12 protein-coding genes are annotated in these 13,637 nt (G+C 38.2%); 9 read left to right on the top strand and 3 right to left on the bottom strand.

From position 1 onward, the window contains the following. Positions 1-963: 963 nt before the first annotated feature. Together hetF and FJR04_RS12535 are read left to right on the top strand one after the other, a co-directional pair. A complete protein-coding gene (hetF, locus tag FJR04_RS12540) occupies positions 964-3,441 on the top strand; it encodes a cell division protein HetF (protein WP_168495180.1) in 2,478 nt (825 codons plus the stop codon). A gap of 134 nt (positions 3,442-3,575) precedes the next feature. Then, complete coding sequence (locus FJR04_RS12535; protein ID WP_168495178.1) at positions 3,576-3,914, top strand: P-II family nitrogen regulator; 339 nt, start codon at positions 3,576-3,578, stop codon at positions 3,912-3,914. 160 nt (positions 3,915-4,074) lie between these two features. Here FJR04_RS12535 and FJR04_RS12530 read toward each other — a convergent pair whose 3' ends face one another. The 3 genes from FJR04_RS12530 to FJR04_RS12520 form a co-directional block, all read right to left on the bottom strand. Then, positions 4,075-5,529: an RtcB family protein gene (locus FJR04_RS12530; protein WP_168495176.1), complete on the bottom strand. Its 1,455-nt coding sequence runs from the start codon at positions 5,527-5,529 to the stop codon at positions 4,075-4,077. 264 nt (positions 5,530-5,793) lie between these two features. Further along, positions 5,794-6,699 carry an alpha/beta fold hydrolase gene (locus tag FJR04_RS12525; RefSeq protein WP_168495174.1) on the bottom strand — a complete coding sequence of 302 codons (906 nt, stop codon included), beginning with the start codon at positions 6,697-6,699 and terminating at the stop codon, positions 5,794-5,796. Between the two features lie 84 nt (positions 6,700-6,783). Beyond that, on the bottom strand, positions 6,784-7,284 hold the full coding sequence (locus FJR04_RS12520) for a HugZ family protein (RefSeq protein ID WP_168495206.1): 501 nt from the start codon (positions 7,282-7,284) through the stop codon (positions 6,784-6,786). A gap of 153 nt (positions 7,285-7,437) precedes the next feature. Between FJR04_RS12520 and FJR04_RS12515 the strand changes: the two genes are divergently transcribed. The 7 genes from FJR04_RS12515 to hemC all read left to right on the top strand — a co-directional run bounded on the left by FJR04_RS12515 (position 7,438) and on the right by hemC (position 13,628). Continuing rightward, positions 7,438-8,922, top strand: a complete 1,485-nt coding sequence (locus FJR04_RS12515; RefSeq protein ID WP_168495172.1) for a CIA30 family protein — start codon at positions 7,438-7,440, stop codon at positions 8,920-8,922. 72 nt (positions 8,923-8,994) lie between these two features. Then, positions 8,995-9,345, top strand: a complete 351-nt coding sequence (locus FJR04_RS12510; protein WP_254445278.1) for a hypothetical protein — start codon at positions 8,995-8,997, stop codon at positions 9,343-9,345. A gap of 12 nt (positions 9,346-9,357) precedes the next feature. Next, positions 9,358-9,741: a GFA family protein gene (locus FJR04_RS12505; protein WP_168495170.1), complete on the top strand. Its 384-nt coding sequence runs from the start codon at positions 9,358-9,360 to the stop codon at positions 9,739-9,741. Between the two features lie 94 nt (positions 9,742-9,835). Continuing rightward, positions 9,836-10,279: a CAAD domain-containing protein gene (locus FJR04_RS12500; protein ID WP_254445277.1), complete on the top strand. Its 444-nt coding sequence runs from the start codon at positions 9,836-9,838 to the stop codon at positions 10,277-10,279. Positions 10,280-10,490: 211 nt separating this feature from the next. Continuing rightward, positions 10,491-10,874 carry a hypothetical protein gene (locus FJR04_RS12495; protein ID WP_168495168.1) on the top strand — a complete coding sequence of 128 codons (384 nt, stop codon included), beginning with the start codon at positions 10,491-10,493 and terminating at the stop codon, positions 10,872-10,874. A 602-nt stretch (positions 10,875-11,476) separates the two neighbouring features. Then, the gene (locus FJR04_RS12490; RefSeq protein ID WP_168495166.1) at positions 11,477-12,484 is read left to right on the top strand and encodes a mechanosensitive ion channel family protein; all 1,008 of its coding nucleotides are present in this window, start codon (positions 11,477-11,479) and stop codon (positions 12,482-12,484) included. 172 nt (positions 12,485-12,656) lie between these two features. Further along, positions 12,657-13,628 carry a hydroxymethylbilane synthase gene (hemC, locus tag FJR04_RS12485; protein ID WP_168495148.1) on the top strand — a complete coding sequence of 324 codons (972 nt, stop codon included), beginning with the start codon at positions 12,657-12,659 and terminating at the stop codon, positions 13,626-13,628. Positions 13,629-13,637: the final 9 nt, after the last annotated feature.

The raw sequence follows: 13,637 nt of genomic DNA, 5'->3' as shown, positions 1-13,637 counted from the left end.
CGTTGTACTAACCATAAACAGAAAAAACCCCCAGTGGTGTTAGCCAACTAGGGGAGTTGAGTTATCAGGGTGCATCTACCAAATTTAATGTTCATTATTTCTAATTTATGCTCCGGACAAAGTTACCCAAATATTGCTGTTTGTCACATACCGAAAAAATTCCTGTGGCTGGTAGCTGGGTAGGGGAGTTAGTTATGGGGATTTTATCTACTTCATCGCTGATCTAAAAATGCTTTCAAACGTTCTTGTCAATCAGGAACGTTTTTTATTGATCATAAATTGAGTAAATAGATCCACAGAACTTGGCGATTTTTGTGAAAAGAAAACCCCTAGTAGGTTTTAACCATCTAGGGGAATTGAAGATCAAGGTGCATCTACCAATAAAGTGTTCTTGAAGGGGATCAACCAATCCGGATAAAGTGGTTGAGGCCAAACAATGACAGGACTTACGCACGAATCATGGAATATCTAACCACTCCAGGTACAGAGGACACACAAGAAAGAGGTTTTGAGGATATTTTGCGTAAGTTCTCAATGATAAGTAATGATATTTGTCTATAAATTCACCAAAGTTTTACAATACTAAGTCCCCCCATCTGAAACATTAGAAAGGTAAAAAACATCTAAGGTATTAACAAGACTAAGTGGTGAAGATTTCAGTCCCCAAAGTAATCCTGCTAAGTAGTTGAACAAAAATAAATTCATTAATAGAGACTCCGAACAGGGAAAGGAGAAGAGAACAACAATGTGTGTAGTTAATTCTGTCCAAATACTTATCACGGTGAGAACAGTTAATGTTTAAAGCATATAATCACAATAGATAGATATTTTAATGTGGCTTGTAACCTGTTGAATGTACGAAAGGAATTTTTACAGTTGGCTGATCCGAAAGTTACGCTTGTGGAGAAAAAGTAGTCGTCTAGCTTGGTGGAAGTGGGAAATAAGTTTTATGGAGCAAAAGTTGTGACCCAGGAATTTCACCTTTCCGCAACCCCGGTAGGGCAGAATGATTATCTGGTGCGGACGGAACAAGTTGCGCCGGGAGTACCGTTAGCAGAGGAACTGGTACATTGGCCAGTGAGTGAATGGTTAGCGGCGGCGGGACATTTGATGGATGACCCTTTGCAGTTAGTTTTGCAGGGGGATATGGTATCCAAGAACTCTGTTAATTTGGTGGCTTTGGGGCAGGAATTGTATAATGCGTTGTTTCAAGGGACGCTGAGGGATAGTTGGATTACCGCCCAAGGGATTGCCCAAAATCACCAACAGGTGTTGCGGCTGAGATTGGGACTGAAGGATACTAGGTTGGCGCGGTTGCCATGGGAAGTGATGCACGCAGGCGATCGCCCTTTAGCCACGGGTCCTTATATCACCTTTGCCCGTTATCAAAGTGGTTTAGCCCCAGCATCACGCATACCCACTCATCATCTTCCTACTTCACCCGACGAACGGGGGGTGAAAGTGCTAATGGTGATTTCTGCACCTACTGACTTAGTGCGGCTGGATTTGCTCAAACAAGAAGCTATCAACCTCAAAGCAGAACTACATCGCCAAGCTGCCCGTGTAGTTGATGGTAATCATCATTTCCCAGAGATTGAACTGACTGTTTTGGACGGTCCAGGGAGAGAAGAACTGACTCAAGCTTTAGAACAGGGACATTATCATATTCTTCACTATTCCGGTCATAGTAACTTAGGTACGAATGGTGGGCAAATTTATCTTGTCAGTAAAAAAACTGGGTTAACAGAGATTCTCAGCGGAGACGATTTAGCTGGGTTACTGGTAAACAATAATATTCAAATGGCAGTATTTAACTCCTGTTTAGGGGCATATCGGGCTAGATCCGAGGCTGCGGAAGATTCAGGAGAACGGAACTTAACAGAAAGCTTGGTAAAAAGGGGCATTAAAAGTATATTGGCGATGTCAGAACGTATACCTGATGAGGTGGCGCTGACATTGACTCAATTGTTTTACCGAAATTTGAGTCAGGGCTATCCTTTGGATTTATGTGTAAGTCGAGTCCGTCAGGGTTTAATTTCTGCTTATGGTTCTCAACAGATGTACTGGGCTTTACCAATTTTGTATCTTCAGCGAGAATTTGATGGTTGTTTGACACCGCAAATTAATTTATCTGGCTACTCGGAGTTACTGAACGAATATCAGCCACCAAAGCGGAGTAATAATAACTATTCTACTGTCGCCAATCATCCAGAAATGCCTTTAGTTATTGATGATATCCTCAACCCTAATTTGGAAGAGGAGACACAAGAGGTAGACTGGTTAGGGGAAGATACTTGGGGTGATTTAGTAGATGAAATTGAATATGATGACCCTAGTTATAATGAGGATTCGGCTTTAGTTTCTGATTTGTTTCGTCAATTCGGTAAGCCAGAAGCTACGACTCAAGAACCAAGCATGAAAGCAGAACTGATCCAAAAGGAGAATCTTCACCATCTGTCAGAAATGCAGGTTTCCGAGACGAAGGGAAATTTAGGTTGGGCAAATGTCCCCGCCCCTATGACATCAACCTCCGCGAAACTGGAAAAGCGTCAGGCAAATCCTCAGTTATCACCATCACCTTTACTGCCCAGAGATAATCGCACTCAGCGCCCAAAATGGAGATTTTGGTATAGTATTTTAGGTATGAGTGCGATCGCTCTCAGTGTTGGTATGGGTTGGTTGTGGCATCAACAGCGATCGCCACAGTTACCAGATGTCCCACCAATTCCTGGACAAAATTCCCAAAATAATCAGTATCCGAGCATTAATTTAGCTACGTCAGCTACGGGAATTGTCACGGCTACAGCTACGGCACAGTTGAGTCAGGGCAATTTAAAAGCTGGTTTGGATGCTATTAATGAATTAATGAATCGCGGTGCTTTGCCGGCGGCGGAAACGGCTTTAAATTTGATTCCGGAACAGGATGCTGAAAATCCATCTGTGAACTTTTTCCGGGGGCGATTAGCTTGGCAGTCAGTACAAACGAAAAATAATAAATATAGTATTGATGATGCTCGCCGTTATTGGTCTAGGGCTGTACAGAAGCAACCAGATTCTCTTGTGTATAATAATGCTTTGGGATTTGCTTATTATGCGGAGAATAATCTCAATTATGCTAATGATGCTTGGTTTAAGTCCTTGAGTTTAGCATTAAATATCCAGCCAGATCAGAATTCTCGCCCGATAAAATATCCGCAGATAGCTGGACAACCGGAGGCATTGACAGCTTATGCTGGGTTAGCTTTAGGTTTATATCAATCTGCCAAAAATCAACCCGCTGATAAACGTCAGCAATATTTACAGGAAGCGATTAAACTCAGACAAATGGTAATTCAAAATGCGCCGGCAGATTTTACCATTGATAACTTATCGCAAAATTGGTTGTGGACAGAACAGGCGATCGCTGATTGGCGATCGCTTTTGCAAGAAAATAGTCCATAATTGGAGACGATGAAAAAACAGTGGAATCCAATACATCAAGCTGAAATTAAATAACTATGGCTATATTTACAGCGTGAGACAACGAATCTGCTTAGATATATAAACAACGCTATTAGAAGTCAGGAATCAAAAAAATGAGAAAAGTAGAAGCCATTATCCGTCCATTTAAACTGGATGAAGTAAAAATTGCCTTAGTTAACGCCGGTATCGTCGGTATGACAGTTTCCGAAGTTCGAGGTTTCGGGCGGCAAAAAGGGCAAACTGAACGCTATCGGGGTTCAGAATATACCGTGGAGTTTCTCCAAAAACTCAAGGTGGAAATCGTTGTTGAAGATGGCTTAGTTGATATGGTTGTAGATAAAATTATCGCCGCAGCCCGCACTGGTGAAATCGGTGATGGTAAAATTTTTATCTCCCCTGTTGAACAAGTTGTCAGGATTCGGACAGGAGAAAAGAACACAGAAGCCGTCTAAATACTAAGTATTGGGTCTGGAATATCCAAAAAATGGGCGTTGTTGAGTCTGTGAAAATGAACACAGAAAATCAGCAGCGCCTTTGATTGAGTGTTGAAGCAAGTTAAGATTTATGCGTTCCAGCCATTTTGAGGTAATTTAAAAACGTCGGCATCAAACTTTAAGCCTTAAAAGTTAACACTGGACTCAACCTCGCTACAATACCTACCATTTCCGCCTCAACTTGCACATTAATGACAGACTGAATCGGTTTATAAGCTGCGGGTGCTTCTTCAATCCGTCGTTCTTCCCGTAAAGTTATACAGTCAACCCCTGTTAATCCCAATTCCGCTTCAGTTTCGGTTGCACCTCTGCGGTTCAGGTCAAAACGCGATCGCATTCTTCCCGCCCCATGTGATGCAGAATGAGAATATGCTGGATTACCTTTGCCAACCATTAAGTAAGAAAAATCACCCATCGAACCAGGGATAATTACAGGTTGTCCTTGATATGCAGGACAAGCGCCTTTACGGGTTATCCATCTACCAATTTGAGAATTTGCATTTTGCGGTAAGGTAATATTGTGCGGTAAATCGTAAACCAAAGGTGCTTCCACATCTCCGTAAACTTCCCGCAACCGCAGACGTAACAATTCTGCTAACAACAGACGATTAATAAAAGCGTAGTTTGCAGCAGTCGCTTCTGCTTCTAAGTAACTAGCAACCAGTTCTAGGTGAGAATAACTAGAAAGGGGAAAAATTTGTGCTTCTGGGTATTTTAAACCCTTTGGCCAAGCAGCTTTGGCTTGATCTCGCCACATTCCGCCAATGTACTTACCCACATTCCGAGAACCGGAGTGAATCATAAAAGCTAATTGTCCCTCACGCACTCCCCAAGCATAAGCTAAGGAACGGTTTTCAACCTGATCAACTCGTTGCACTTCGACAAAATGATTACCACCACCAATGGTTGCTAGTCCACCATCTCGCACCACTCCAGTATTGGGTATCAATTCCTCTGGTGCAAGTTTCCAGTTACCAGCCATTGAACCACTCAGGAAAATGCGATCGCTTTCTTGGGCAATTTGTAACAAATCTGACTTAATAAAACTACCTGTAGGCGAATCTAATATCACATCTAGCCAACCAGTAACCCCATATTGAAATAGAGATTGCATGGTTTTAGCAGTCATTGTCACATCTCGCGTCCCAAAAAAGTAATCTCCTTTCATCAGTTCGACAAATTTGTCGCGCTTTGATAAAAATTGATCAATAGTCAAATCGGCTACGTGTAGGCGCATTCCACAGTTAATGTCAGAACCGACAGCAGCAGGAATGACTTGACCTTCTGTTTCCACAATTGAACCAATTGCTACACCAGCATCACCCGGATGAAAATCTGGTGTAGCACAAGCACGACATACACAACCGCCAGAGGGGTGGCGAATATTGGCTAAATTCGCTAACTGTTTGAGTGCTTTTGCTTCTACAGGAAAACCTTCTGGTAGTAATACTTCGGCTACTGGGGTATCCGGTGAGTTAACTAGACGCACAGAATAAGTGCTATTTTGATAAGTTACGTCTAAACCCTGCTTTTCTAAAGCACGCATGAGACGTTGTATATTTTTTGGCTGCATGAAAACTCCATGAGAGTCTTAAACTAAACTCTTGGTTTTGAAGTGATAAACGAGACATGGTTTCAGCAGCCGCGTCTCTAGTATTTTTGTGGTTGTTTGCCCGAAGTTATGGCGAAAACAACAATATCACTATTATACATGATTGCCCAAAAAAATCCAATGGACAGTTGGTAAAAATTAAATATCCATTTTTCTTAATCCTTATAGAGACGTGCCATTAAACCTCTCTACCTTTTAATTTCTTTAATTTTTAATTCCTTTAATTTATATTCTTAATTCCCCAGCTTTATTGTATTTTTGCAAAATTCCCATAACAACCGCTGGTATTTCTAAATGGGGGAGAATTCCTGTATCGGGTATTTCATGAAAACCTTTAATCACACCAGGATTTAAACTTGCTAACCGTCGTCCTAAATCAATATTGGTAAATTGTGCTTTTTCCCCCCATAACATGATAGTGGGAACTTGAAGTTGTTGAATATATAAACTCAAATCAAAATAAAGATTTCCTCGTAAAAATGCCAAAGCCGCAAACTTAGCTTGATGTTGTTGTGCAGAACTTAGATAAGCATTTACCATTTCTTGAGTCAATCTTTCTGGGTTAGCAAAAAGAAAACTTTGTAAAAAATTCCTGACTGCAATTTCGTTTTCTGCACCTAAAGCATAAATTAAATTATCTACTAGAGGTGTAGTAATTAAAGAAAGTGGTAATCTCCTCCCTGCACCTTCTCCAAAATCATTAAAACCAGAAGGACAAACTAAAAACAACACTTTGAATAAATCGGGATAAGTCACCGCGAGACGAATAGTAAAAGCCGCAGTTAAAGAAGATGCTATTACCGTTACAGGTTGATGACAAGTTTGAGTAATAAACTCAATAATCGTCGTTAAATAATCTTGAATTTGATAATCTCGCACCGGGTGAGCAGATTTTCCCCAACCAATTAAATCTGGGGCTAAAATTCGATATTGTGAAGCATAAGCTGGGTAAATTTTCGACCATTCATAAGCAGAAGCACCACCACCAAAATTATGCAGAAATAATAATGGTGGTAAATCTTTATCTTTTGCATTTTCCCAAGGTGCGCTAACTTGGGTATAGTAAACCATTGCACCTAAAGATGTATGAATGAATTTACTACCAAAACCAGGAGGTTGAAATCTTAGCATAATTAATTAAAAGTTGCTGAAAAGTTTTTTTAGTAGGGGCGCAGGGCCTGCGCCCATTCAGGAGTCACTACCAGCAAGTCCTGATTATGAAAGTGAATCTTTGGTAATTTGGACAAGTTGATTTATATTATCAGCATTAATATTATAAGCAGAGCCGAACCCAATTACAAAACGACCGCTATGAGGTTTAAGTTGCAAAATCCGAAAATCAGGTAAACTGCGTAAAGTGGTAATCAATTCTCCAAACCGAATTTGAAATTTATCAACAATTTGCTGCCATTTTTCAGTATCTCTTTCTATCAAACTAGCAGTACAATCAAAATTTAATCGCCGACGAGCAAAAATTTGTTTAGTTTTAACTTCGTCGTCAATAAATAAAACACTTACATAAGGACTAGCATAAATATTTTGGGTGTGAGTAGCTAGTCCACTAACATAGATGTAGATGTTTTTATCATCATCCATTACAAAAGGCGCATAACTAGCATTAGGAATTCCCTCTTTACTCACGGTACTAATAATAATGCTAGTAAATCCTTGGGGAAAGTTCTCGTATTCAGTTTGGGCTTTTTCAAATTGAGTCATCATGATATTATTCATTTTAACTAACCGCAGAGGCGCAGAGGAAGAGATATTTAACTTTTATTCGGGACTGTTAGATTATACCCAGGATTGGATCTTTTTCACCATGTACTCACAAAATTGATACAATGAGACTAGAGTGATTAAATAGTAACTATGAATAATAACAATAGTTCTCGATGGGATTTATGCAGGTTTATCAAAACTCTAACTTATTTTGAAGTATTTCCGGTTCTTAACTGGATACAAAAAATATTTCAAGGTAGTCCTAAAGATGAACAAAATATATCAAAAGAAGGAAGAAATATGCCTGTGATTCTAGTAGCTGGTGCGACTGGTGGAGTCGGTAAACGAGTTGTCAAAAAATTGGTAGCACAGGGGTATAATGTCCGCTGTTTAGTTCGAGATATTGAGAAAGCGCGGCCAATTTTGGGTGATGATATTGATTTGGTAGTTGGAGATATTACGAAACCAGAAACTTTGACAAATTTAGTTATGGCTAATATTCAAGCCGTAATTTGTTGTACCTCCGTGCGTGTCCAACCTGTGGAAGGAGATACACCAGATAGAGCAAAATATAATCAAGGTGTGAAATTTTATCAACCGGAAATTGTCGGAGATACACCAGAAAATGTTGAATATAAAGGTGTGAAAAATTTAGTAGAAACAGCAGCAAAATATCTAGTTTCTGTGGGTGAAAAACCCATATTTGATTTTACTAAACCATCAGATGAAATCAAAAATATCTGGGGTGCTTTAGATGATGTAGTCATGGGTGGTGTCAGCGCCAGTAGTTTCCAAATTAAGGAAAATACAGCAGTATTTACAGGAAATGTTTCTACTGCTAATTCTGGGGGTTTTGCTTCTGTCAGAACTAAGAATTTTTCACCTTTACTTGATTTATCAGGTTGTCAAGGTGTGAAGTTACGGGTTAAAGGTGATGGACAACGTTATAAAATATTTTTACGCACAGAATCAACTTGGGACGGAGTTGGTCATAGCTATTCTTTTGATACTGTTGCTAATACTTGGCTAGATATTCAGATTCCTTTTGCAGATTTAGTTCCCGTATTTCGTGCCAAAATTGTTAAAGATTGTCCACCAATGGATGTTAGTAAAGTTTGTTCTTTGCAACTAATGTTGAGTAAGTTTGAATATGATGGTGCTTTAAATCCTCACTTTTCTCCAGGTATTTTTTCCCTGGAAGTTGAATCAATTAAAGCTTATGGTGGGGAAACTTTACCTCAATTTGTTTTAATTAGTTCTGCTGGTGTAACTCGTCCAGGAAGACCAGGAATTAATTTAGAGGAAGAACCACCAGCGGTGAGATTAAATGACCAATTGGGAGGGATTTTAACTTGGAAGTTGCGAGGGGAAGAAAGTGTAAAAGCTAGTGGAATTCCTTATACAATTATTAGACCTTGTGCTTTGACAGAAACAGCAGGAGGAAAAGCATTAATCTTTGAACAAGGTGATAATATTAAAGGAAAAATTAGCCGTGATGATGTGGCAGAAATTTGTGTCCAAGCAATCAAAGAACCAAAAGCTAGTAATCTAACTTTTGAAGTGAAAGAAAGTGAAGAAAATGCTCATAATCCAGATTGGAAAAAACTATTTTCTTCTTTACAACCTGATCAATGAAAATTGATTAATTAGCTGATTTGTTGGGTTTCCTTTGTCAACCCAACCTACAATTTTTGCTTAATTAATAATATGATGTTCAGAAGATTTCTATTAATGGGGGTATTGGTAATTATTGTTTGGAGTGGTATTTTGTTAAATACGGCTTCACCACAACAGGTTGATTTTCGTGTTAATAATTTAGAAGCTGATGTTAGGACTCTAAATTTACGCTTACAGCAGCTTGAATTAATGGTTAGAAAAAATAATCAATTACCATCTGCAAATAGCCTTCCCGGTTCTCCTAATTTGAGACAGAAGTTAACACAACCACAACAGGAAAAAATGTTTGATAACTTAGCAACTTTAGTAGTTGAATTAAATCAAAAAGTTAACAAACTAACGATGCGAGTTAATCAACTTGAAAAACTTAATGTTAAGTAGAGATATTTAAAGATGAATCAATCTGTTACTTATGAAGGTGGTTGTCATTGTGGTAAAGTTAGATTTCAGGTCATAGTTGATAACCACAAAGTAGATGATTGCAATTGTTCAATTTGTGCTAAAAAAGGATTTTTGCATTTAATTGTCCCCCAAAAACAGTTTACTTTGCTACAGGGTGAGGATGTATTAAAAACTTACAGATTTAATACAGGAGTAGCACAACATAAATTCTGTGGTATTTGTGGTATTCATTCCTTTTATATTCCCCGTAGTCACCCTGATTGTATTGATGTCAATGTGCGGTGTTTAGATGGGAATGTAATTGGTGATTTTGAAATTGTACCTTTTGATGGTGCAAATTGGGAAGAAAATATTCATAAGCTAAAGAGAGGTTAAATGTTTTATTTTTTTAATAATTGAAAATTTTAGCCTCTAACCTGTTATATTTTAATCACGTCCATTCACTTGTCAAAAATGTTGTAATTCCCAAATGACAACCATGATGGAAACTCAAGCACCGCAACCAGAACAAGCAAATTCTACTTCTCCACAAGATATCTTATCTTTTTCAGATGGAGACAATGGCAATTTACCAAAGCTACCTCCTGCTAAGGAAACTGAATCCCAATGGCAAAAAATTAGTAGCCAAATTGTTGATTTCTTTAATAAACTGCCAGATTATTTAGGCAGTATTTTGAACAACAATAAGCAAGGTTTAATCACCTTACTTTTAATTTTATCAGCTTTAGTCACAGTTAAAGTAGCGATCGCATTACTAGACGCTGTGAATGATATACCGTTACTACAACCAATTTTTGAGTTGATCGGCCTATTTTACTCTATTTGGTTTACTGCCCGTTATCTCCTTAAATATGAGACTCGGCAAGAATTATCTCAGAAATTTAGCTCTTTCAAACAAAAATCATTAGGTTAAATATTTTCTGAGAAATAATTACTAATAAAATGTAGATAGGACAATCATCTATCTACATTTTCTTTTGAATTTAAAAATATAATCTACATCTATAGATAGATGTTTTTGATCAAAGTATTTTTGGAAGTTCCTCCTGAAGATAGTATCTTTATCTGCCAAAAAATTCTAATCTAGAGTTTGGAATGCTGAAAAAGCCAAAAGGACTAATTGTATGAATGAGCAAAATGAAAAAATTACTTCAGATTCTTATGATCGGGGAATAATTCCAGCCGAAACAGCAGCACGAATCAAACGTGAAGGAGAACATTATAAACACCGTCCTACAGAAGAAAATCTTTCCAGTGCGTCTACTGATAACCAAACTCATATTGACAGTATTCGCACAACAGATGGTTACACAATTGATCAAGAGGGTTTGTTGAATAATTATCCAGTTGAACCAGAAATGTATTATGAAGTCCCTGGTGATGCACGGGAAGCAGCAGAAAAAGAGAAAGCAGAACGGATACAGGAATTACGAGAAGTCAATGAAGATAAAACCGGTTTGCTAACAGAGAATTTTGATAAAAGAGGTAAAGGACCAGGAATAATTTAAGAGAATTGAGTTCAAAAAGCATTGGCCTCACCATATAATAGAGTTACATCTTTTGCAAGAGATCCGCTATCAAAAAGGTAAAACGCACCTATATCTCTGAAATTAACGAAAAATCAAGATTCTTACTGACGTGGGGAATTCTGCTGTATCTAGCAGGTGACAGGGTGGACAGTCTTGATATCAGTATTTAACCAGATCCAATATGAATTGTCCCTACGCCTTTTCTGTCAGATGTTTGAAGATTTGGCTTTTTTTGTATATTTATTCATTTTTATTTATTTCTAAGATTATTAAATGAGTGTAAACAAAATATACCTAACTTCTCCAATAAATCGAGTATTTAAGGTTATGATTTATGCCTTTGTGCTGACGGGAGATACACAAATCTAGCAGCGACAAGACGAATTATTGTACTTAGACAATATTTTCTGGAGATTGTTTGGTAAACAATAAGGTAAAATCTAGCCAGGATAATTTACTGATGCTGATATCCTAATCTGAGGTTTAATTAATTGTAGTCATCCTATCTTTGAGTTACAAACAGACTCATGAGGGCAGACAACAGATAATATAAGACGTTCATAAATGATTTAGGGTGCTATATGATCGAATGGATTATACCGTTTGTATTTATTCTGGCTGGATTACTTGCTGGATTAGTTGGCGAAAAAGTGATTTTCAGAAAACTGAAAACATTTGTGACTAAAAAACAAATTCCTGGCAGTGAAATTATATTTCAATCATTGCACAGGATGACATTTATCTGGTTTGTAATTGCCGGATTTTTTTGGGCTATTCTTAGTTCTCCCCTCAAACCAGATATCGCTAATGTTCTGCAAAAAATTCTGACTATAATTCTGCTATATTCAGTGACATTAGTCCTAGCTAGATTAGCAGATGGTTTTGTGACTTTATTAGTTCGCAGAACAGAAGGAGTTTCTACATCACTACTATCTAATCTTGCTAAAATTGCAGTTTTAATGTTAGGGACATTAATCCTTTTGCAAACTGTAGGTATTGAAATTACACCTATAATTACGACATTAGGAGTTGGAGGTTTAGCAGTAGGTTTAGCACTACAAGATACATTAGCAAATTTATTTTCTGGTTTTTATTTGGTTATGTCTAAGCAAGTGAGAACTGGAGATTATGTAAAGTTAGATGATGGCAATCAGGGTTACGTTGCAGATATCACATGGCGGAATACAACGATTAGAGAAATTTCTAATAATGTGATAATTGTCCCTAATTCTAAGTTAGCGTCGGCGATTTTTACTAATTACCATCTACCTGAGAAAGAAATTACTTTAACAATGAATATTGGTGTTAGTTACAAGAGTGATTTGGATTTAGTAGAAAGAGTTACTATCGAAGTTGCCAAAGAAGTTATGCAAGAAATTGCACCGGAATTAATTAAAAATGAACCTTATCTTAGGTTTCATACTTTCAATGATTTTAGTATAGATTATACACTTTATATGCGGGTTAGTGAATTTTTCGATCAGCGGATTGGTAAACACTTATTTGTGAAGAAATTGCACAAACGTTATCAGCTAGAGGGTATTGAAATTCCCTTTCCGATCAGAGATATTTATGTGCATGAAGGTTAATTTCACGATCCTGGCTCAGAACTTATTGAGCTAATTAGGTTAAATTGTAAATAAATGTAAAGCAATTTGCCAATAAAATCTTCACAGAATCAGCCTGATCCAATCCAGTGCGTCACTTGCTGCGGTAGTCTAGATAAATGTTAATTTATCGCCTGGTTTGACAAATAGTTTTATGACTTCAGTTTCTAGTCCTGCACGCACTACTATTCGTATTGGTTCACGTAAAAGCCAACTAGCCTTAGTTCAAACATACTGGGTGCAAGCGCAACTCCAGAAAAGCTTTCCTGACATTACTTTTGAAGTCCATACCATGTCTACCCAAGGGGACAAAATCCTGGATGTAGCATTGGCTAAAATTGGTGATAAAGGACTATTTACCAAGGAACTGGAATTGGGCATGATCAATAAAGATATTGATTTTGCTGTGCATTCCCTCAAGGATCTGCCAACTAACTTACCAGCAGGGTTGACACTAGCAGCAATTACAGAACGGGAAAACCCCGCAGACGCGGTGGTACTGCATGAAAAGCATAAAGGTAAACAAATCGAGACTTTACCCGCTGGTGCGGTAATTGGGACTTCTTCCCTGCGACGACTGGCACAGTTACGTCATAAGTTCCCTCATTTTACATTTAAGGATGTCCGGGGAAACTTAATCACACGCATGGCAAAATTGGATGCAGGTGAGTATGATGCTTTAATTTTAGCGGTAGCTGGGTTAGAAAGATTGGAAATGAGCGATCGCATCCATCAAATTTTGACCCCGGAAGTCTCCCTCCATGCCGTTGGACAAGGCGCTTTGGGGATAGAATGCCGGGCTGATGATACTCAAGTAATTTCCTTGCTGAAAGCCATTGAACACCCGCAAACACGCGATCGCTGTTTAGCAGAAAGATCATTTTTACGAGTTTTAGAAGGCGGTTGTCAAGTTCCCATTGGTGTAAATACAGAAATCAATGGTGATCAATTAACACTAAAAGGTCTTGTGGCCAGCGTTGATGGTCAACAAATAGTTAAAGATACCGTCAGCGGTGCGGCTGCTGATGCTGAAAAGTTAGGCGCAGAACTAGCCAGTATTCTCAGATCACAAGGCGCTACAGAAATCTTAGAAAAAATCTTTACCGAGATTCAAAGAGGATCATAAGTTAATTGA

This window comes from Anabaena sp. UHCC 0204 (assembly GCF_009711975.1).
Classification (GTDB): Bacteria; Cyanobacteriota; Cyanobacteriia; order Cyanobacteriales; family Nostocaceae; genus Dolichospermum.
This window is presented reverse-complemented; position numbering and strand designations above follow the sequence as displayed.